19 protein-coding genes and 1 pseudogene are annotated in these 19,581 nt (G+C 65.7%); 5 read left to right on the forward strand and 15 right to left on the reverse strand.

Annotated features, from left to right (window positions below; translation table 11 throughout):
- Window positions 1-14: 14 nt before the first annotated feature.
- The 3 genes and pseudogenes from ACX9NE_RS10860 to ACX9NE_RS10870 form a co-directional block, all read right to left on the reverse strand.
- A pseudogene (locus ACX9NE_RS10860) lies at window positions 15-746 on the reverse strand (cellulose binding domain-containing protein); the annotation flags it as partial.
- A gap of 223 nt (window positions 747-969) precedes the next feature.
- Entirely contained in the window at window positions 970-1,803 is an 834-nt protein-coding gene (locus tag ACX9NE_RS10865; protein WP_459361790.1) for an SDR family oxidoreductase, read from the reverse strand.
- A 49-nt stretch (window positions 1,804-1,852) separates the two neighbouring features.
- Window positions 1,853-2,734: an enoyl-CoA hydratase gene (locus tag ACX9NE_RS10870; protein ID WP_459361901.1), complete on the reverse strand. Its 882-nt coding sequence runs from the start codon at window positions 2,732-2,734 to the stop codon at window positions 1,853-1,855.
- 179 nt (window positions 2,735-2,913) lie between these two features.
- On the opposite strand from ACX9NE_RS10870, the gene ACX9NE_RS10875 reads away from it, so the two are divergent.
- From ACX9NE_RS10875 to ACX9NE_RS10885, 3 genes are all read left to right on the forward strand, one after another.
- Window positions 2,914-3,078 (forward strand): hypothetical protein, encoded by a 165-nt coding sequence (locus tag ACX9NE_RS10875; RefSeq protein ID WP_459361789.1) that lies wholly within the window; start codon window positions 2,914-2,916, stop codon window positions 3,076-3,078.
- Entirely contained in the window at window positions 3,078-4,577 is a 1,500-nt protein-coding gene (locus ACX9NE_RS10880; RefSeq protein WP_459361788.1) for an alpha,alpha-trehalose-phosphate synthase (UDP-forming), read from the forward strand. Before ACX9NE_RS10875 ends, ACX9NE_RS10880 begins: the two co-directional genes overlap by 1 nt.
- 89 nt (window positions 4,578-4,666) lie before the next feature.
- The gene (locus ACX9NE_RS10885; RefSeq protein WP_459361787.1) at window positions 4,667-5,245 is read left to right on the forward strand and encodes a hypothetical protein; all 579 of its coding nucleotides are present in this window, start codon (window positions 4,667-4,669) and stop codon (window positions 5,243-5,245) included.
- Here the strand turns inward: ACX9NE_RS10885 and ACX9NE_RS10890 are convergent.
- From ACX9NE_RS10890 to ACX9NE_RS10945, 12 genes are all read right to left on the reverse strand, one after another.
- Window positions 5,242-5,724: a mammalian cell entry protein gene (locus ACX9NE_RS10890; RefSeq protein ID WP_459361899.1), complete on the reverse strand. Its 483-nt coding sequence runs from the start codon at window positions 5,722-5,724 to the stop codon at window positions 5,242-5,244. The genes ACX9NE_RS10885 and ACX9NE_RS10890 overlap by 4 nt on opposite strands.
- Before the next feature lie 8 nt (window positions 5,725-5,732).
- Window positions 5,733-6,473 (reverse strand): mammalian cell entry protein, encoded by a 741-nt coding sequence (locus tag ACX9NE_RS10895; RefSeq protein WP_459361786.1) that lies wholly within the window; start codon window positions 6,471-6,473, stop codon window positions 5,733-5,735.
- The gene (locus ACX9NE_RS10900; protein WP_459361785.1) at window positions 6,473-8,140 is read right to left on the reverse strand and encodes a virulence factor Mce family protein; all 1,668 of its coding nucleotides are present in this window, start codon (window positions 8,138-8,140) and stop codon (window positions 6,473-6,475) included. Before ACX9NE_RS10900 ends, ACX9NE_RS10895 begins: the two co-directional genes overlap by 1 nt.
- Before the next feature lie 11 nt (window positions 8,141-8,151).
- Window positions 8,152-9,306 carry a virulence factor Mce family protein gene (locus ACX9NE_RS10905; protein ID WP_459361784.1) on the reverse strand — a complete coding sequence of 385 codons (1,155 nt, stop codon included), beginning with the start codon at window positions 9,304-9,306 and terminating at the stop codon, window positions 8,152-8,154.
- A complete protein-coding gene (locus ACX9NE_RS10910; protein ID WP_459361783.1) occupies window positions 9,303-10,682 on the reverse strand; it encodes a virulence factor Mce family protein in 1,380 nt (459 codons plus the stop codon). Before ACX9NE_RS10910 ends, ACX9NE_RS10905 begins: the two co-directional genes overlap by 4 nt.
- Window positions 10,679-11,749, reverse strand: coding sequence for a virulence factor Mce family protein (locus tag ACX9NE_RS10915; RefSeq protein ID WP_459361782.1), 1,071 nt, complete (start codon window positions 11,747-11,749; stop codon window positions 10,679-10,681). Before ACX9NE_RS10915 ends, ACX9NE_RS10910 begins: the two co-directional genes overlap by 4 nt.
- Window positions 11,739-12,791 (reverse strand): MCE family protein, encoded by a 1,053-nt coding sequence (locus ACX9NE_RS10920; RefSeq protein ID WP_459361781.1) that lies wholly within the window; start codon window positions 12,789-12,791, stop codon window positions 11,739-11,741. Before ACX9NE_RS10920 ends, ACX9NE_RS10915 begins: the two co-directional genes overlap by 11 nt.
- A complete protein-coding gene (locus tag ACX9NE_RS10925) occupies window positions 12,791-13,993 on the reverse strand; it encodes a virulence factor Mce family protein (RefSeq protein ID WP_459361780.1) in 1,203 nt (400 codons plus the stop codon). Before ACX9NE_RS10925 ends, ACX9NE_RS10920 begins: the two co-directional genes overlap by 1 nt.
- Before the next feature lie 5 nt (window positions 13,994-13,998).
- Window positions 13,999-14,841 carry an MlaE family ABC transporter permease gene (locus tag ACX9NE_RS10930; protein WP_459361779.1) on the reverse strand — a complete coding sequence of 281 codons (843 nt, stop codon included), beginning with the start codon at window positions 14,839-14,841 and terminating at the stop codon, window positions 13,999-14,001.
- 46 nt (window positions 14,842-14,887) lie between these two features.
- Entirely contained in the window at window positions 14,888-15,652 is a 765-nt protein-coding gene (locus ACX9NE_RS10935; RefSeq protein WP_459361778.1) for an MlaE family ABC transporter permease, read from the reverse strand.
- 191 nt (window positions 15,653-15,843) lie between these two features.
- Window positions 15,844-16,749, reverse strand: a complete 906-nt coding sequence (locus tag ACX9NE_RS10940) for a 3-oxoacyl-ACP reductase (RefSeq protein ID WP_459361777.1) — start codon at window positions 16,747-16,749, stop codon at window positions 15,844-15,846.
- Between the two features lie 12 nt (window positions 16,750-16,761).
- Window positions 16,762-16,965, reverse strand: a complete 204-nt coding sequence (locus ACX9NE_RS10945; RefSeq protein ID WP_459361776.1) for a ferredoxin — start codon at window positions 16,963-16,965, stop codon at window positions 16,762-16,764.
- A 224-nt stretch (window positions 16,966-17,189) separates the two neighbouring features.
- On the opposite strand from ACX9NE_RS10945, the gene ACX9NE_RS10950 reads away from it, so the two are divergent.
- Together ACX9NE_RS10950 and ACX9NE_RS10955 are read left to right on the forward strand one after the other, a co-directional pair.
- Window positions 17,190-18,371 carry an acyl-CoA dehydrogenase gene (locus tag ACX9NE_RS10950; RefSeq protein ID WP_459361775.1) on the forward strand — a complete coding sequence of 394 codons (1,182 nt, stop codon included), beginning with the start codon at window positions 17,190-17,192 and terminating at the stop codon, window positions 18,369-18,371.
- A gap of 24 nt (window positions 18,372-18,395) precedes the next feature.
- Complete coding sequence (locus ACX9NE_RS10955; protein WP_459361774.1) at window positions 18,396-19,493, forward strand: acyl-CoA dehydrogenase family protein; 1,098 nt, start codon at window positions 18,396-18,398, stop codon at window positions 19,491-19,493.
- Window positions 19,494-19,581 lie beyond the last annotated feature (88 nt).

Consider the following 19,581-nt stretch of genomic DNA (forward strand, 5'->3'; position numbering starts at 1 on the left):
GGGCTGCCGTTGACCAGCAAATTGGTCGGTGGCGAGTAACCGCCGGTCTGGGCGGCCTGGAAGCCGACCGAAACCGATGAGCCGGGCTGGATGGTCGCGTTGTAGCTCTGCGGAGTCAGCGTGTACTGCGGTGCGCCGGAGGTGATGAGTCTGGCGTCCCAGGCACTGGTGACGGCTGAGCCGGTCGGCATCGTGAATTGCAGCTGCCAATTGTTTACCGGGCTGGCGCCGGAATTGGTGATCGTGTACTTCCCGATGAAACCGCTGTCCCATTGCGAGGTCGTCGAGTATGTCGCGGATAGTCCGGCGGGGGTGCTCGGCGGAGTGGTAGGAGTGACCGGCGTGGTGGGCTCGGACGGTGTCGGCGTGGACGGTGTGGCCGGTGTGGCCGGCGCCGGCCGGCCGGTCAGCAGGCTCACCACACCTTGCAGCTGGCGCTCCGCATTGTGCAACGTGGCCGCAACCGCCGTCTCGGTGTCGGCATACCACTGCGCACCTGCATTGAGCAGCTGCCTGATCCGGGCGTCGAGGCCGGCTACGATCTGGGCGCTGATGGCCTGGTACTGCGTGGCCTGCAGGTTGAAAAACTGATTCACGGCCGCGGATACCTCGTCGACGCCGAGCGCCGCCAGGCCCGTCGTGGGAGCCACGGCCGCGGCGTTGGCGGCGCTCAGCGTCGAGCCGATCCCCGCGACATCCGCCGCAGTGGTCGCCAGCAGCTCGGGTTCGACAATCACCGACGACATGTCTGGTTCCTTAATTCATACGACATACGTTGCCGATCACGGGCATATATCGAACGGATAACGAACATATCGCAACCTAGCACGCTTTTGTCCAGCAGCAGGACCGAAAATCATTTTATTGAACATCAGGGCGCATTCTGTCGAAGCTCTTGACAGACGGCCCGATAAGCACGCGCGTACCAAAAACGTGCGCTACGGAATAAACGAATGCAACCGCCTGGAATCAGACGACGCCACGCAGAGCGTCGGCGCCGAACATCTGTTCCATCATCGACGAGTAGTCGGGGCCGCGGCGCAACATGTGTCCGCCGTCGACGTTGATGCATTGTCCGGTGATGAAGCTGGCCGCATCACTGAGCAGGAACATCGCCAGGTTCGCGACGTCCTCGACTTCCCCCACCCGCGGCAGGGGCGTGCATAGCGCGTAGTCGCCGCTGATCTCCGGCGACTGAATGACGCTGGCGTCCACCAGATCCGTGCGGATCAGGCCGGGACGGATGCTGTTGGCCCGCACCCAGGACGCCCCGAGTTCATCCGCGGCCAGCTGCATCATGTGGTCGATGGCGGACTTGGTGACCCCGTACGGCCCGAACCAGCGGTGCGTGTTGCTGGCTGCGATGGAGGAGATAGCGACGAAGGACCCACCGCCGCCGCGCACCAACTCGCGCGCGGCGTGCTTGAGCACGTACATGGTGCCGTTGACGTTGAGGTCGACGGTGCGACGCCAGGCCTCCGAATCGGTGTGGGTGATCGGCCCCACCGTCAGGGAGCCGCCCGCGCTGTGCACGACACCGTACAGACGGCCGTGCCACGCCGTTGCGGCGTCCACCGCGCGGGCGACCTCGTCTTCGTTGGTGACGTCGGCGGGTTCGTAGCGAATCGAGCCGGACAGTTGCAGACCCTCGATCTCCTCGACGGCTCCCGCCAGCCGGTCGGCGTTGCGGCCCACGATCATCACCGACGCGCCGCCACCGACCAGGCCGGTCGCCACAGCCTTGCCGATACCGCTACCGCCGCCGGTCACCAGGTAGGTCCGGTCGGTGAACGAAAGCTCCACGAGGGCCCCTCACGCCGAGAGTTGAAACATCGCTATCGAACCACGGACGTCACGGCGTATCGCGGCGGGCGACCTTGGTCGGTTTGGCGGTGCGCCAGTCCTCGACGTCGGGCGGCATCCCGACCGGAAATCTGTTCTCGTTGTGCGCGGCCCAGTGCGCGTGCCCGAGTTCGTGGACGTGGAACGCGTGGCGCAGCGCTTCGGTGAAACCCATCGCGTCGGCAGCGGCATTGACGGAGGCCTTCACCAGAAGCGAGGCCATGGTGGGTCGTTCGGCGATGCGCCGCGCGAACTCGAGGGTCTTGTCCTCGATCTCGGCGACCGGGAATACCTTGGACACCATGCCCAGCCGGTAGGCTTCGTCGGCGTCCAGCGAATCACCGGTCAGCAGTAGTTCTTTGGCCTTGCGGGCACCGAATTCCCAAGGGTGGGCGTAATATTCGACGCCCGGCATGCCCAGTCTCACCGCGACGACGTCGCTGAACCGGGCGTTGTCCGCCGCGACGATCAAATCGCAGGCCCAGATCAGCATCAGCCCGGCCGAGATCGCATTGCCCTGCACCGAGGCGATGGTGATCTTGCGCAGGTCGCGCCAGCGACGGGTGTTCTCGAAGAAGAAGTGCCACTCCTGGTGATAGAGCTTTTCGACGATCGGCTCGAGCGTGGCGCCGTGTGAGCGGAAGGTCGGGTGCTGTTGCGGCCCCGGCTTGCGCTCCAGCATCGCCTCTTCGGAGCCGAGGTCGTGGCCCGCCGAGAAGTTGCGGCCACGCGCCGCAAGGATCACCACCCGCACGGTGTCGTCGGCCTCCGCTCGCGAGAAGGCCTCGTCGAGCTGCACCAGCAGGGTGCGGTTCTGCGCGTTGTGGGCCTCGGGCCGGTTCAGCCAGATCCGCGCGATGCGGCCCTCATCGAGGGTTTCGTAGACCACCATCTGCGGTGTTTGAGCCTTCTCCGACCCTGCTGCAGCGCTGGTCTGATCGGAAACTGTCATTCCGCCCACCTCACTTGTCCTGAGCTTGGCTTTACACATTACGGCGAGTGTGTAAGTGGGGTGCCGCTGGGTCGCGGACTCGGAGGGGGGCGCGACCAGGCTTGGCATAGCATTAACGGATGCCCACAAAAACTGACCATGGTGACATCGGCGACGTGGAACCGCTGGCCGACAGCACCGCGAGCCAGGCCCGGCGGGTCGTCGCCGCTTACGCCAACGATGCCGATGAGTGCCGCATCTTCTTGTCCATGCTCGGTATTGGTCCGGCGAAGCACGACGGCTAATGGCCGCCAGGCGCGGCCGGGCTTCGCAAGAGCCTGCCGGGTTCGGAGACTCCGACTTCGTGGTGGTGGCCAACCGGCTGCCGGTCGATATGGAACGGGCTCCCGACGGCACCACCACGTGGAAGCGCAGCCCCGGCGGTCTGGTCACCGCACTGGAGCCGCTGTTGCGCAAACGCCGCGGCGCCTGGATCGGGTGGCCCGGCCTGGTCAGTGACGATATCGCGGAGCCCGATCGGGAGCCGATCGTCCAGGACGAGCTGACCCTGCACCCGGTGTGGCTGAGTTCGGACGACGTCGCCCAATACTACGAAGGCTTCTCGAACGCCACGCTGTGGCCGCTGTATCACGACGTCATCGTCAAGCCGATCTACCACCGCGAATGGTGGGATCGATACGTCGACGTCAATCGCCGTTTCGCCGAGGCCACCGCCCGCGCCGCGGCCAAGGGCGGAACCGTCTGGGTGCAGGACTATCAGCTGCAACTGGTGCCGAAGATGCTGCGCACCATGCGCCCCGATCTGACCATCGGCTTCTTCCTGCACATCCCGTTCCCACCCATCGAGCTGTTCCGTCAGCTGCCGTGGCGCACCGAGATCATCGAGGGTCTGCTGGGGGCGGACCTGGTGGGGTTCCATCTGGCCGGTGGCGCCCAGAACTTCCTGTACCTGGCGCGACAATTGCTGGACGCCAATACCTCGCGCGGATCCATCGGGGTGCGTTCGCGGTTCGGCGAAATCGAGTTCGATTCCCGGACCGTGCGGGTGGGCGCCTTCCCCATCTCCATCGACTCCGGGGCACTCGACCACGCGGCCCGCGACCGCAACATCCGGCGTAGGGCCCGCGAGATCCGCGCCGAACTCGGCAACCCGCGCAAGGTGCTGCTCGGCGTCGACCGGCTCGACTACACCAAGGGCATCGATGTGCGGCTGCGGGCGTTCAACGAACTTCTCGAAGAGGGCCGGGCCAAACGCGACGACACCGTGCTGATCCAGCTGGCCACGCCCAGCCGCGAACGCGTGGAGAGCTACCAAATCCTGCGCAACGACATCGAGCGGCAAGTGGGCCACATCAACGGCGAGTACGCCGAGGTTGCCCACCCCGTGGTGCACTACCTGCACCGCCCGGTCCCCCGCGACGAGCTCATCGCGTTCTTCGTGGCCAGCGACGTCATGCTGGTCACCCCGATGCGGGACGGAATGAACCTGGTCGCCAAGGAGTACGTCGCCTGCCGCAGCGACCTCGGCGGCGCCCTGGTCCTGTCCGAATTCACCGGCGCCGCAGCCGAACTACGTCAGGCGTATCTGGTCAACCCGCACGACCTCGAAGGCGTCAAGGACGCGATCGAGGCGGCACTCAACCAGACCGGGGAAGAGGGCCGGCGCCGGATGCGCGCCATGCGCCGACAGGTGCTGGCCCATGACGTGGACCGTTGGGCCCGTTCGTTTCTCGATGCGCTCGCTTCCCACGGGGAAGAACCGAAACCCGGTCGCAAAGACTGACCGGGCCAACCGATGGTTTTCGCGCCCGATCGCTGTGATACTCAGTTGCAGCGCTTGGACATGCAGACCGAACCGGGCAAGGGGGACGCGTGAGAATCCGTCGCGGGCTGGCCATCGGTGCCGCCGTCGGCTCGGCCCTTGCAGCAGGCCTGGCATTGGAATCGGAAAACCCGGCGTATGCGATCGGTCCCCCGGCGGACGGCGCCTACACGCTGAATGAGGCGGGCGTCTCGGGCGCTACCTGGAACATCACCGCGCTGTGCGCGCAGCCGTCGGGCACCCGCAATATGAACGACTACTCGGACCCGATCGTCTTCGCGATGAACTGCGCGCTGAACGTGGTGAGTACGACCCCGGCCAACAACAGCCGCGCCGAAAACCTGCAGAACTTCAGCGCGCGGGCGCGGATGAGCAGCATGCTGTGGACCTTCACCGTCAGCAAGGCCGAGGGTGTGGCATGCCCGAGCGGCGGATTCGGCGAGACCACCGAAACCTATGCGTTCAGCGACGAAACCCTGACCGGCACCCACACCACCTTGCACGGGGCGGTGTGCGGCCTGCAGCCCGACATGAAGAAGGAACCGTTCTCACTGCAACTGGCCGGTCCGCCGCCCAGCCCGGTGCAGCGTTACCCCATGGACTGCAACGAGATTGCGATCTGCTTCTAGATCGGCGTGATGTAGGAGATCAGCCACTTGCCGTCGATGCGCTGGAACTCGACCCGTAAGCGGCTGCCGTCGTAGTGCGGCTCGCGTGACTTGTCGGTCACCGTGCGATTCATATACACCATCGCGGTCGCCGAATTGCGTTTGGCGGCCATCACTCCCACGCCTACGACATCCGCCTGGACCACCATCTCCCGCTTCTTGGCCTCGGGAATGATCTGGGCGTTGACGACCTTCCTGAACTCCTGCCGGTAGTCGGGCGTCAGCAACGGATACACGTCGTTGAGGCTGCGCTCGATGGTCTGGAAGTCGTACCCGAAGAACTGCGGGATCTCCTTTTCGGCCAGCTTCGGCAACTCAGCCCGGGCTGCCCGTTCACCTTGGGCCTCCACCCGATCCCAGTAGAACCAGCCGCCGACCGCCGACAGCCCGACGATCACGGCAGCCGCAAGGACGCCGGCGACCGTGATAAGCCAGCGCAACGAGCGCATCAGTTGCCTCCGTTGGGATACATCAGGTCATACGCGGTCATCTGGCCGCGCTCGTCCTGGTGCACGATCACCCGCAGCCGGTACGGCTCGGAGGGCTTGTTCACTCCGTCGACGTCGGCCACGGTCACCCGCACCGCGACCAGAACCGACGCGTTGTCACTGACGTTATCGATGCTTTCCAGCGCGGCACCGTTGATCACCGCTTCTGAAGTTGCGTTGGTCTTGCGGTACAGCTGCTTCAGAAACTCGACGTTGTCGGCGCCAAACTTGCTGCGCAGCGGTCCGCTGGTGCCGTTGACGAACCGGTTGACCGACTCGTCGATGGTGTCCTGGGTGTAGCTGTACATGTTGACCACGGTCTGCGATGCCGTGTCGACGAAGCGTTGCTCGCGGGCCTGCCGCGCATCGGCTGCGCGGTGCTGCGAAACCAGCACGACGACACCCCAAACCAGGCCGGCGATCACCAGGACCGAGGCAGCCAGCAAGACCCAGCCGACCATCGGTCCGTGCGGCCGTCGCCGCCGCGGCGGCCGGACGGGCTTGGTCAGGGACGCACTCTTCTTCTTGGCGGGCCGCGTTGGCGCCGCTTTCCTCTCGACGGCCGTGTCTGGCCCGGGCACAGCCTTGCCCGGGGCCGCTGCGTCGCTGACCGACGCGTTCTCCGGCGGACCCGCCGCGCGCGATGCCCGGCGGCGAACGCGCTGGGGCCTCGTTTGTTCTTCTGTCACCACTGAATCCACTAAGAAGGCTTCGGAGCGAGCATCAGGTCAACCCAGCTTTCGGCGCTGGATGTGCCGGTAACGCCGGACGCGAAGATACCAGTGCCTCCTGCCGGGTCCCTGAACCTGCCGGTGGAAGGGTCATAGGTGGTGGTGTACGCGGCGCCGTTGGCTTCCGGACCGGTGCCCACCGGCGGCCCCGGCGGCTCGATGTACTTCGGGTATGGGATCTGCGGCGGCACCGGGGGATAATTCGGCGGCATCCACGCCGGATTGCCCGGGGGCGGCGGCGTGTTGTTCGGCGGCGGCGGGTCATAGGCCGGCTGATTCGGCGCCGGACCCGGGCCGGGGGTTACACCGGGCGGCGGCGGGCCCGCGATCGGAATGCCCGGATCCGGATCGGTTCCCGGCGGGATGAACGGGAAGTGGTTGGGCGGCAGGATATTCAGCCCGTTGGTCACCGGGGTGCCGTAGGGAATCGGCGGACCGCGCCATGGGTTGGTTCCGAGCGGGATGTAGCCCTTCGGGTCGCGGCATAGCTGCACCGTCGGGGCGCGCTTGCCCGGGAACTCCTGGCACGGGTAGTTACGGGCACCACGCACAGCGCTCGGGTCGTTCGGCGCGGTCTTGCAGTACATGTCCCGCGGGACTTCGCGCACCGTTTCATCGGCGGGCGAGCGCATCAACGGTGACGGGATGAAGCCGGTGCTGCACGGGGGCGGGTCGTTGAGGTCGACCTTGAAGTCCAGCTTGGCGCCCTCGTCCTGTGGCACGCCACCGGCGGCGGTGGTGATCGCCGCGAACAGAGCCGGGAAGACGACGAGCAGCTGCTCGATCGACTTGTGATAGATCACGCCGACCCGGCCCAGGTTGGCCATGTTGGCCGCCAGCGCCGGGAACGACGGGCGGATGCCGGTGAAGGTGTTGCTGGCCTCGTCGAGCGCGCCGGGCGCCGTGGCCAGGGTGTCACGCAGCCTCGGATCGGCCCGGCGAACCTCGGAGGTGAACCGCGCCAACCCGTCGGACAGCGACTTGATGTCGGCGCCGGCGCGCACCTGGGCCTGCAGGAACGGGCCCGCCTGATCGATCAACTGCGATACCTGCGGGTAATCGGCGTTGGCCTCGTCCACGAGCAGCCGCGCCGATTCCACCAACCTGGCCAACTCGGGGCCGGTGCCGTTGGTCGCGAGGAAGGCCTCGTGCAGCACCTCCCGTAACCGGGTGTCGCCGAGGCTGTTGACCAGCTTCTCCGCCTTCTTGAGCAGGTCGGCGACGTCCTGACCGATGCGGGTGTTGGCACGGTCGATCTTGGCTCCGTTGCGCAACTTGCCGGGCGCCGGGTCGGCCGGTGGGACCAGGTCGATGTACTGCTCGCCGACCGCCGACACGCTCTTGACCGTCGCGGTGACGTTCGCGGGAATCGGCGTTCCGCTGTTGAGTCTCATCTCGGCGGTGACGCCACTGGGATTGAGTTGCACCGACTCCACCCGACCCACCGCGACACCGCGGTAGGTCACATTGGCGTTCTTGTAGATTCCGCCGCCGGCGACGAAATCGGCGCTGACGCCGTAGGTTCCGATGCCGAACGTGGCCGGCAGTCGCAGGTAGAAGATGGCCATCACGGTCAGGGTGATCACGGTGATCACCGCAAAGATGGATAACTGGATCTTGGTGAGTCTGTCGATCATCTTCCCCGCCTCTACTGGGTCGCCGTGCCGGGCGGGATCTTGAACGGGTCAGCGGCTTGTCCGGACAGGTTGGCCAGTTCGCCCATCAGGAAGTCGGGCGCATTGAGAACCTCGTCCATGTGCATCATGTTGGGATCGAGGGCGTAGCTGGTGGTGAAGAACGTCTCACCGAGGCGGCGCAGGGTCAGGTCGAACGTGGTGAAGACGTTGAGGTAGTCGCCGCGCACCGCTTGCTTGATGCCGAAGTTGGGGAACGGGAACGTCAGCATGATCTGCAGCGAGGTGACGAAGTTCTTCTTGTTGTCGTTGAGCGCCTTGAGCGCCGAGTACAGGTCCTTGAGGTCGGCGGCGAAGTCGGTCTTGGTCTTGGACAGCACGTGCGACGTGACCGTGGCCAGCCTGTTCAGCGCGCCGAATGCCTGAACGATGTTGTCCCGGTTCTTGTTCAACACGCGCAGCGCTTCTGGCAGCGTGTCCAGCGCCCGGCCCAGATTGTCCTTGTCCCGCGCGAGGATCGACGAGAACCGGTTCAGTCCCTCGGCAGCCGAGATGATGTCGTTGACCTGCTTGTTCAGGCCCGAGGTCAACTCGGCCAGCCGGGGAACCAGGTCGACGAACTGACCCTGGCGGCCCGCCACGGCTTGATAGGTCTCGTCGGTGATGTCTTCCAGCGCACCCACATTGCCCTTGTTGACCACCACGCCGAGTGCGGAGAACACTTCCTCGGTGGTCGGGTACCGGCCGGTCCGAGACTCGGGAATTCGCGAGCCGTTGCCCAGCCTGCCCACCGGGCGCTGGTCGGTGGGCGCGGCCAGATCGATGTGCAGCGAACCCAGCAACGAGGTCTGGGCGACCTTCGCGGTGGCGTTCGCCGGCAGCACCACGTTTTTGTCCAGCGCCAGTTTCACTGCCGCGTAGAACGATCCGTCGGAACGCTGCTCGGCGGAGATTCCGGACACACTGCCCACTGTGACGTCGTCGACCATGACCGGTGAGTTCTGCGGCAGTGTCGACACATCGGGCAATTCGACCGTGATCGTGTAGGCGCCGCCGCCGTGGCCGGCGGTGCCGGGCAGCGACAGCGAATTCAGCCCGCCGAATGCACAGCCTGACAGTAGCGTGCCGGCCGCGAAGAACACGCTGCAGCGCAACAGGATTCGCTTCATCGACCCGCTCCCTGCTCGGCGGGCAACGGACCAGGCAGCGGACCGGGCGCCGGCCCGTACCCCGGCGGCGAAGCCGGACCCGGAGCGGTCGGAACGAACAGGCTCTGCAAGTCGGTGGTGTTGCTGGGCGACGGCTGGCCCGAACCTTTGGCCGGGATCCAGGTCAGTTCCGGGACCGGGGTTTCCGCCTTCGCAGCCGTGGCGGGGGTGTCGTAGACGATCTGCCCCTTGTAGGCGGTGATCGTGTTGATCGGGTGGAACATGATCGGCGGGAAGTTCACCGTGAGCCGGCGCAGCACCGGACCGAGGCGCTCGCGGCAGATCTCGGCGCGCTTGAAGTACTCCGGTCCCGACGGCCCGGCCGCGGTGTCGAAGGACCCGCCGCAGATGAATTGCACGGGATTGAGAAAGTTGGGCAGCGACAGCAGACCGTTCAGGGTGCCCTGCGCGGGGTCGTAGATGTTGTAAAAGTTGGTGATACCGGGACCCGCGACATGCAGCACCTGCTCGATGTTCTCGCTCTGATCGCTCAGGGTCTGGGTGAAGTCGGTGAGCTGGTTGACCGTCTCGATGAGCGTCGAGTTGTTTTCGTGCAGGAATCCCCGGACGTCAGCGAGGGCCTGGTTGAGCGAACCGAGGGTGTGGTCCAGATCCCGTGAGCTGTCCGCGAGCACCTGCGACACCGACGCCACGTGCCCGGCGAACTGCACGATCTGCTCATTGCTCTGCGACAGCGCGTCGACGAGCACCTGCAGGTTCTTGACCGTGCCGAAGATGTCGTTGCGTGAATCCCCCAGGCGCCCAGCCACTTGCGCGAGCTCACGCAGGGCGTTGTGGAAGGAGTCGCCGTTGCCGTTCAGAGTGTCGGCGGCCTGGTTGATCGCCGCGCCCAACGGGCCCTGCATTTCGCCGGCCGCCGGGCTGAGTGAGACGGACAGCTGGGTCAGGGCTTCCTTGACTTCGTCCCACTCCACCGGGACCGCCGTCCGGGTCAGGTCAATGCTCGCGCCGTCCGGCAGCGCCGGTCCGCCGGTGAAGGCCGGGGCGAGCTGAATGAACCGCGCCGCCACCAGGTTCGGCGACATGATCACAGCCTTGGCGTCGGCCGGAAGCTTTACGCCGTCGGACACCGTCATGGTGATCTTCACATCGGAGGGCCGCGGCTCGATCGACTCGATCTCACCCACCGGCACGCCCAGGATGCGGACCTGGTCACCGGGGTAGAGCCCGACGACAGAGGTGAAGTAGGCGGTGAGTTTACGGCCGCCACCACCGGCGGACAACAGCACGTAGGCGCCGCCCACCAGCACCGCCACCAGCACGACGGTGGTGACGGTCCGCCAACCCTTGCTGCCGAAGCGTTTCGCCGTCGTCATGGCGATTTCGGCCTGATCGTCCAGCGCTCCTGAATCAGGCCGCGCAAATAGTCGGCGAAGCTGTCCGGCAGCTTGCCGGGCTGGAAGACGGCGTCGAACATGGTCGCCACCAGCGGCGCGGGGATGGCCCCGAAGACGTTGACGTTGAAGCCGGGTCCGGAGCCGACCACCTCGCCCAGTGTGGTGGCGTACGTCGGCAGCCTCTTGAGCGCCTCGGTGATGTAGTCGCGGCGCTCATTGAGGTTCGCCAGCACCTGATTGATCTTGGTCAGCGCGGGACCGAATTCCTTACGGTCGTCGTTGACGAAGCCGGACAGCTGCGCGGACACGTCGTCGATACCGGAGATCAGTGCGCTCAGCGCGGAGCGGCGCTCGTCCAGTGCGGCGAACAACTGGTCGCCCTGGTCCACCAGCTTCTTGACCTGCCCGGCGCGATCCGACAAGACCGCGGTCACCGACTTCGCGTGCGCCAGCAGGCCTTGCAGCGCTTCGTCGCGGCTGTTCAGCGTGCGGGACAGCGTCGTCACCCCATCCAACGCCCCGCGCAGACCGGGAGTGGCGTCGTGCAGCGTCTCGGTGAGGACCTGCAGAGCGTGTTCGAACTGCGGCTTGTTGAGGTTGTTGGCATTCTGCCCGAGGTCCTCGAGCGCGCCGGCCAGCGTGTACGGCGTGGTCGTCCTGCTCAGCGGGATGACGCTCGCGTCCCCGGAACCGGCGGGGCTGACCGAGATGGAGCGCTCGCCCAGGATCGTGTCGGTGCGGATCGCGGCCAGCGACTGGTTACCGACGACCACGTGGCGATCGACGCTGAAGCTGATCTTGGCGCTGTCGCCGGCCAGCGCCACGTCGGATACCTTGCCCACTTTGACGCCGGAGACCAGAACACTGTTGCCGGGGGTGATGCCGCCGGCATCACTGAAGTAGGCCGTGTAGGTCTTGCCCTGCGGCCAGAACGGAAGACCGGCGTAACCGAATGCGATGAGCACGACGAAAGTCACCACCGCGAGGCCGATGATGCCGGTCCGGAGCGGATCCTGGTCACGTTTACTGCCTGGCTTACTTGGCAAAGGCACACCTCCCCTTGCTGGAATCCACCTGGCCGCCGAGCCCGAGTCGGATGTCAGAGCCCGCGGGCCCGTTGATCTTGATCGTCACCGAGCAGAAGTAGATGTTGAAGAACGATCCGTAGGTGCCAAGGGCCGCCAACCGCAGGTAGTCCTCGCCGAGTTGCTCGACGTCGTTGTTGATCTCGGCCTTACGGGTGTCCAGCTCGGTGGCGAACGGTCGCGCGTTTTCCAGCACACCCTGCAGCGGCCGCCGCGAATTGCGCAGCAGCTCGGTCAGATCCGTCGTGGTGGACGCCAGCGGCGGGATCGCCCCGGCGATGATGTCCCTGTTCTTGGCGAGCCCCTCGATCAACTGCTGCAGTTGGTCGACGCTGGCCGAGAACTGCGCGCTGCGCGCATCGACGGTGCCCAGCACGGTGTTGAGGTTGGTGATCACATCGCCGATCAGCTGGTCGCGTTTGCCCAGCGCGGTGGAGAAGGAGCTGGTGTCGGCAAGCACGTTGGCCAGTGCGCCGCCCTGACCTTGCAGCAGCTCGATGACGGCACTGCTGATCGTGTTGATCTTGTCGGCATCCAGACCCTTGACCACCGGCTTGAGCCCACCCAGTAACGCGTCGAGGTCCAGGGCGGGCTGGGTGTGCTGAAAGTTGATGGTCCCGCCCGGCGGCAGCTTGCGCAGTTCACCCGGGCCCGAGGTGATCTCCAAAAAGCGGTCGCCCACCAGGTTTTCGTAGCGGATCACCGCTCGCGACGACGAGTACAAGGTGTACCGGGAATCGACGCCGAACTCCACGTCCACGGTGTTGTCGGGGTTGAGCTTGACGCCCGACACCGCACCGACGGGCACTCCGGCGATGCGGACCTTCTGGCCACCCTTGAGCTTCGACGCGTTGAGGAAGGTGGCGTGGTAGGTGCTTTCCGCACCGAACCGGAAGTCGCCGAACACCACTACCAGGGCCGCGCTCGCCAGCACCATCGTCACGACGAAGATACTGACCTTGATCACCATCGACCGGTGCGACGGCATTTTCCCGGACGCCATCAGAAGTCGTCCCGTTCCGCGAAGGCACCGTGGAAGAGAAACTGCAACGTCGAGGGGGCGTCGATCTGAACTTCGGTGAACGGCTCGTAGGGAATCAGCGCGTTGTCGGTGACCACGAACGGTGCGCGGTAGAACGACCCACCGGTCTGCTTGGTCGGGATGTCGGGCAGGCCGCGGCAGTTCGGTCCACCGGAGGCGTTGACGATCGGCAGACTCTCCGGGTACGTGTAGGCCGGCGCGCCCAGCACGAAGCTCGACGAGGTGAACAGGCCTGCCTTGCGCACTCCGATCAGCGGCGCGAACTCCTTGATGCCGCGAGCGATACCGGCCAGCAGGCAGCCGAATTCCGGCGAGTAGTCCGCCGCCACCTTCAGCGGAGCCCGCAGCCTGTTGATGGTGTCGATCAGATTCTGCTCGGCAGGCGCCAGGGTCTCGTAGCCGTTGTTGGCCAACCCGATGGCTGCCAACAACGTGGTGTTGAGATTGTTCTGCTCATCGACCACCGTCTTGTTGATCGTCGGCAGGTTCGCCAGCACCGTGTTCAGGTCGGGTGCGGCATCCCCGTACACGTTGGTCACGATGCCGGCCTTGCGGAAGTCCTCCTGAAGCGCGGGCAGCTTCGGATTAGCTTGGCGGGTAAGGGTATTGAGTCCCGACAGCAGCGCCCCCAGGTCGTCGCCGTGACCACGCAGGCCCTCGGACAGCGCACTCAGCGTGCCGTTCAGCTCGACCGGATCGACCTTGTGCAGCAGGTTGATCAGCGTCTGGAACAGCGTGTTGACCTCCAGCTGCACCGCCGAGGCCTCCACCGTTGCGTTGGGACGCAGCGAGGACTGGGCCGCGGTCGTGGGCGGAATGAACTCCACCGACTTGGCTCCGAAGATGGTGTTGCCGGCGATGTGCACCGTCGCGTTGGACGGGATGAAGTGCAGATCGTCGCTGTAGATTGCCAGCTTCAATCGGGCCTGATCGCCGCTGTAACTGATGTCTTCGACCTTGCCGATCTGGATGCCGCGGTACTTGACCTTGGCCCCCGGTTCCATCACCAGCCCGGCGCGTTTGGAGGCCACCGTGACGGTCTCGGTCGAGGTGAACGCCGCGGTGTAGGACAGGTACGTCAGGACCGCCGACGCGACCAACAGGCCGGCGAGCACCGCGGCAGCCACCCGGCCCGCGGTGCGTCGTGATCCTGTGCTAGCCATCGCCGCTATCCCGACAGGTTGAAGTTGCCGGACGCTCCGTAAACCGCGAGCGAGATGAACAACGTGATGACCACGACGACGATCAGCGAGGTGCGCACCGCCTGACCCACGGCAATGCCCACGCCGACCGAGCCGCCGCTGGCGTTGTAGCCGTAGTAGGTGTGCACCAGCATGACCGCTATCGACATCGCGATCGCCTGCAGGAACGACCACAGCAGGTCTGACGGGATGAGGAAGGTGTTGAAGTAGTGGTCGTACAGGCCCGCGGACTGTCCATTGATGAACACCGTGGTGAAGCGGGCGGCGAAGAACGCGGCCAGCACCGACAGCGAGTACAGCGGGATGATCGCCACCAGTCCTGCGATCAGTCGGGTCGACACCAGATAGGACACCGAGTGCACCGCCATGCATTCGACGGCGTCGATCTCCTCGGAGACCCGCATGGCGCCCAGCTGTGCGGTGGCGCCGGCGCCGATGGTGGCTGCCAGTGCAATGCCGGCGATGACCGGTGCGACCACGCGGACGTTGAGGAAGGCAGACAGGAACCCGGTCAACGCTTCGATGCCGATGTTGCCCAGCGATGAATAGCCCTGCACGGCAATCACGCCGCCGGAGGCCAGCGTCAGAAAGGCCGCGACGCCAACCGTCCCGCCGATCATGATCAGGGCACCGGCACCGAGCGTCATCTCTGCGATCAGCCGGATGGTCTCCTTGCGGTATTTCGTCACCGCGTTGGGGATATAACGCACGGTCTCGCCATAGAACAGCGCCTGCTCCCCGAAGTTATCGACCGGTTCGGCGAACCTCGAGAAGAAGCGCCTGACACGGAGGGTGGCGTCGTAGCTCATCGCATGTTCACCATCGCTCGCTGGCCATCATGTGTTACTCCCGCACCTACTTGGCCGAGATTCTGACGCCGATGGCGGTCATGACGACGTTGATGACGAAAAGGCAGATGAACGCGTATACGACGGTCTCGTTGACTGCATTGCCGACTCCCTTGGGCCCCCCCTTGACGGTCAGGCCGCGGTAGCAGCCGACCAGTCCCGCCATGACTCCGAACAGCAACGCCTTGACTTCGGCGAGGATCAGCTCGCGCAGCCCGGTGAGCACAGTCAGCCCGTTGATGAACGCGCCGGGATTGACTCCCTGCAGGAAGACGGAGAAAGCGTAGCCTCCGGACAGGCCGATGATGCACACCAGGCCGTTGAGTAGCAACGCGACCAGTGTGGACGCCAGCACCCTGGGCACCACCAGCCGCTGGATCGGATCGATGCCGAGCACCCGCATCGCGTCGATCTCTTCACGGATAGTGCGGGCACCCAGATCGGCGCAGATCGCGGTGGCACCGGCACCGGCCACCACCAGCACGGTGACGATCGGACCGAGCTGGGTGATGGTCCCGAATGCCGTTCCGGCGCCGGACAAGTCGGCCGCCCCGATCTCGCGCAGCAAGATGTTCAGGGTGAAAGCCACCAGTACCGTGAAGGGAATTGACACCAGCAGCGTGGGGACCAGCGACACTCGCGCGATCATCCACGTCTGATCCAGGAACTCACGGAATTGAAACGGCCGCCGAAAGGCGGCGCGTGCGGTCTCGATCGACATTTCGAAGAACCCGCCGACAGCCCGGGCCGGCACAGCGATTTGTTGCAACAAGCCCGGTCCCCCAATCTGCTGCTCGCGGCGAAGTCTCTCCCCTGCCCTGAACACACCGTTGGATGACTCGTTGCTTGGTGTGAGCCGGCTCATACTAACTAGAACAAGTTCTGAGTGTCGATGAAGCGTCGAATTTTTTGCGGCGAATACGCCGAGCTGGTATTTCTCCTCTATCTGTGCGCGGCGGCCCGTCAGTCCATCAAACCGGTGGCCGCAAACGTTCGCTCCGGATCGCGGCCGGCGAAGTATCCCTGCAGCGTGCTGCTCAAGTCGGCGGGGTCCCAGGCCGGCGCACCCGCGTCGAACCGGCGCTCCGCCGTCGGCGCCGCGACCAGGGTGACACTCGGCCCGTAAACGATGAACACCTGGCCGTTGACCTCGGCGGCCGCCGGCGACGCCAGGAACTGCACCAGGCTCACCACGTGCTCGGGCGACAGCGGGTCGATCTGGCCGTCCTCGGGTGCGGCACCGAACACGTCGGCGGTCATCGCGGTGCGCGCCCTGGGGCAGATCGCGTTGGCGCAGACGCCGTAGCGACCAAGCGCGCGCGCGGCGGACAGCGTCAGCGCGGTGATGCCGGCCTTGGCGGCGCCGTAGTTGGCTTGGCCCACCGGACCGACCAGACCCGCCTCGGACGAGGTGTTGACGATCCGGCCGAAGATTTGGCCCTCCTTGGCTTCTTTGGCCCTGGTCCGCCAGTATGTGGCGGCGTTGCGGGTGAGCAGGAAATGACCGCGCAGATGCACGGCGATCACCTGGTCCCAATCCTCGTCGCTCATGTTGAACAGCATCCGGTCCCGGGTGATGCCGGCGTTGTTCACGACGATGTCCAATCCGCCCAGCCCGTCGGCGGTGGCGAGCAACTCGTCGGCGGTTTCGCGCTGGCTGATGTCGCCGGCCACCGCGACCGCCTTCGATCCCGCCGAGCTGATCTCGTCGAGGACATCGGAGGAGTCCAGGCCGGAGGTGATGTCGTTGACGACGACGGTGGCGCCGAGCCGGGCCAGGCCGATCGCCTCGGCTCGGCCGAGGCCCGCGGCGGCACCGGTCACCACCGCGACCTTGCCGGAGAGGTCGGTCGCGTTCGTGCTGCTCACTTATGAATACCTCTAGTTTCCTCGTCCGTCCTCACGCAGCAGTGCCGCTCGCGGGCATTCCGCGATGGCCCGCTCGGCCAGATCCTCCTGATCCGGCGGGATGGGATCGGTCTTCACGACGGCGTAGTCCTCGTCGTCCAGGTCGAAGATGTCCGGCGCGATTCCCAAGCACACCGCGTTCCCTTCGCACCTGTCACGATCGACAATCACTCGCACGGCACCCTCCTCGAGAGCTGGGCCACGTAGTGGGTCGCTATGGAAACACCCCTGCATGAACCCGATCAATATCTAGCACCACCGTGGGCCGCGGTGTGCGTGACCCTACGGTCGCTGGATTCCCAGACTAGAACGTGTTACAACCGGGGGAACGAACGGGTGGCTGCCGGCGGTGCTTCGGCGGCCGGCAACACATGACGATCGCGTGATCGGAGGCGGCTGGGATGCGCATCAGTTACACCCCTGAGCAGGAGGAGCTGCGTCGCGAGCTGCGCTCATACTTCACCACGCTGATGACACCGGAGCGGCGCGAGGCGCTCAGTTCGGTGCAGGGCGAATACGGAACCGGCAACGTGTACCGCGAGACGGTCGCCCAGATGGGCAAGGACGGCTGGCTCACCCTGAACTGGCCCACGCAGTACGGCGGCCAGAACCGCTCTCCGATGGACTCGCTCATCTTCACCGACGAGGCGGCCATCGCGGGTGCGCCGGTGCCTTTCCTGACCATCAACAGCGTGGCGCCGACGATCATGGCCTTCGGCACCGAAGAGCAGAAGAAGTTCTTCCTGCCCAAGATTGCCGCGGGCGAACTGCACTTCTCGATCGGCTATTCCGAACCGGGAGCCGGCACCGACCTGGCCAATCTGCGCACCACGGCAGTGCGCGACGGCGACGAGTACGTGATCAACGGCCAGAAGATGTGGACCAGTCTGATCGCCTATGCGGACTGGGTCTGGCTTGCGGTACGCACCAACCCGGAAGCCAAGAAACACCGCGGCATCTCCGTGTTGGTGGTGCCTACCACCGCGGAAGGCTTCTCGTGGACGCCGGTGCACACCATGGCCGGCCCGGACACCAGTGCCACCTACTACTCCGACGTGCGCGTACCGGTGACCAACCTGATCGGTGACGAGAACGCAGGTTGGAAGCTGGTCACCAACCAGCTCAACCACGAACGGGTCGCGCTGGTGTCGCCGGCACCGATCTTCATGTGCCTGAGGGAAGTTCGGGAGTGGGCCCAGAACACCAAGGACGCCGGCGGCGCCCGCCTGATCGACTCCGAATGGGTGCAGCTCAACCTCGCCCGCGTACATGCCAAGGCCGAGGTGCTCAAGCTCATCAACTGGGAGCTGGCGTCCTCCGAGAGTCAGGCGCTCGGGCCGGCGGACGCGTCGGCGGCCAAGGTGTACGGCACCGAGCTGGCCACCGAGGCCTACCGGCTGCTGATGGAGGTGCTGGGCACCCAGGCCACTCTTCGGCAGGACTCGCCCGGCGCACTGTTGCGCGGCCGCGTGGAACGTATGCACCGGGCGTGCCTGATCCTGACCTTCGGCGGCGGCACCAACGAAGTCCAGCGCGACATCATCGGCATGGTCGCGCTCGGGCTGCCCCGGGCCAACCGCTGATCTCCCTGCAGAGGACGGACGTTTATGGATTTCTCGACAACCGAAGCGGCACAGGACCTCGGCGGGTTGGTCGACACCATCGTCGACTCGGTATGCACGCCCGCACATCAACGCGAACTGGACAAGCTCGACCAGCGCGTCGATCGTGACCTGTGGCGAAAGCTCGTCGACAGCGACATCCTGACCAGCGCGGCGGCCACCCAGGTGGGCGGCGACGGCTTCGGGGTACTCGAGCAGGTGGCGATCCTGGTCGCGCTGGGACACCAGCTGGCGGCGGTGCCCTACCTCGAGTCGATCGTGTTGGGCTGCGGCGCGCTGGCCCGGTTCGGCTCCGAGGAGTTGCAGCAGAGCTGGGGCGCCCCGGCGGTGCGCGGGGAGAAGATACTGACCGTCGCGCTCGACGGCGAGATGGGCGACGGCCCGGTGCAGGCCTCCGGGGGTGCCGGCGACGGCCGCCTGACGGGCAGCCGTACCCAGGTGTTCTATGGCCCCGCCGCCGACGCTTTCCTGGTGCCCGCCGAGACTGATTCCGGCACAATGGTTTTCCTGGTCGCCGCCGACGATCCGGGGGTGACAGTCACACCGTTGCAGACCACCGGCCTGGGCTGCGTCGGCCATCTGGTGCTGGACGATGTCCCGATGGACGCCGTGCGCCAGGTCGGAGGGCCCGAGGTAGTTCTGTGGCTGCGCACCATCTCCACCCTGGGGCGCAGCGCCTACCAGCTCGGGGTGCTGGAGCGCGGACTGCAGATGACGGCCGAATATGCCCGTACCCGTGAGCAATTCGACCGCCCGATCGGCAGCTTCCAGGCGGTGGGTCAGCGGCTGGCCGACGGTTACATCGACGTCAAGGGGTTGCGATTGACGCTGACCCAGGCCGCGTGGAAGGTCGCCGAGGACATCCCGGCCGAGATCGACGTGGCGTCGGCGGCGTTCTGGGCGGCCGATGCCGGGCATCGGGTCGCCCACACCATCGTGCACGTGCACGGCGGCGTCGGTGTCGACACCGACCACCCGGTACACCGATACTTCCTGTCCGCCAAGGAAACCGAGTTCGCACTGGGCGGCGCCACCGGCCAGCTGCGGCAGATCGGCCGCGAATTGGCGGAGACCCCTGCTTGAACGCGCCGCGCCTCCGACGAGCGTGAAGCCAGCTTCACACTCGAAGCCGAACGTGAAGCCAGCTTCACACTCGAAGCCGAAGAGGATA

Source organism: Mycobacterium sp. ML4 (genome assembly GCF_054515735.1).

Bases quoted from the DNA above. Each gene is read 5' to 3' on its own strand.
- ACX9NE_RS10870 (WP_459361901.1), bottom strand. From the start codon at position 2,734: ATGGTGGTCTACGAAACCCTCGATGAGGGCCGCATCGCGCGGATCTGG.
- ACX9NE_RS10875 (WP_459361789.1), top strand. From the start codon at position 2,914: ATGCCCACAAAAACTGACCATGGTGACATCGGCGACGTGGAACCGCTG.
- ACX9NE_RS10880 (WP_459361788.1), top strand. From the start codon at position 3,078: ATGGCCGCCAGGCGCGGCCGGGCTTCGCAAGAGCCTGCCGGGTTCGGA.
- ACX9NE_RS10900 (WP_459361785.1), bottom strand. From the start codon at position 8,140: ATGATCGACAGACTCACCAAGATCCAGTTATCCATCTTTGCGGTGATC.
- ACX9NE_RS10905 (WP_459361784.1), bottom strand. From the start codon at position 9,306: ATGAAGCGAATCCTGTTGCGCTGCAGCGTGTTCTTCGCGGCCGGCACG.
- ACX9NE_RS10910 (WP_459361783.1), bottom strand. From the start codon at position 10,682: ATGACGACGGCGAAACGCTTCGGCAGCAAGGGTTGGCGGACCGTCACC.
- ACX9NE_RS10920 (WP_459361781.1), bottom strand. From the start codon at position 12,791: ATGGCGTCCGGGAAAATGCCGTCGCACCGGTCGATGGTGATCAAGGTC.
- ACX9NE_RS10925 (WP_459361780.1), bottom strand. From the start codon at position 13,993: ATGGCTAGCACAGGATCACGACGCACCGCGGGCCGGGTGGCTGCCGCG.
- ACX9NE_RS10930 (WP_459361779.1), bottom strand. From the start codon at position 14,841: ATGAGCTACGACGCCACCCTCCGTGTCAGGCGCTTCTTCTCGAGGTTC.
- ACX9NE_RS10950 (WP_459361775.1), top strand. From the start codon at position 17,190: ATGCGCATCAGTTACACCCCTGAGCAGGAGGAGCTGCGTCGCGAGCTG.
- ACX9NE_RS10955 (WP_459361774.1), top strand. From the start codon at position 18,396: ATGGATTTCTCGACAACCGAAGCGGCACAGGACCTCGGCGGGTTGGTC.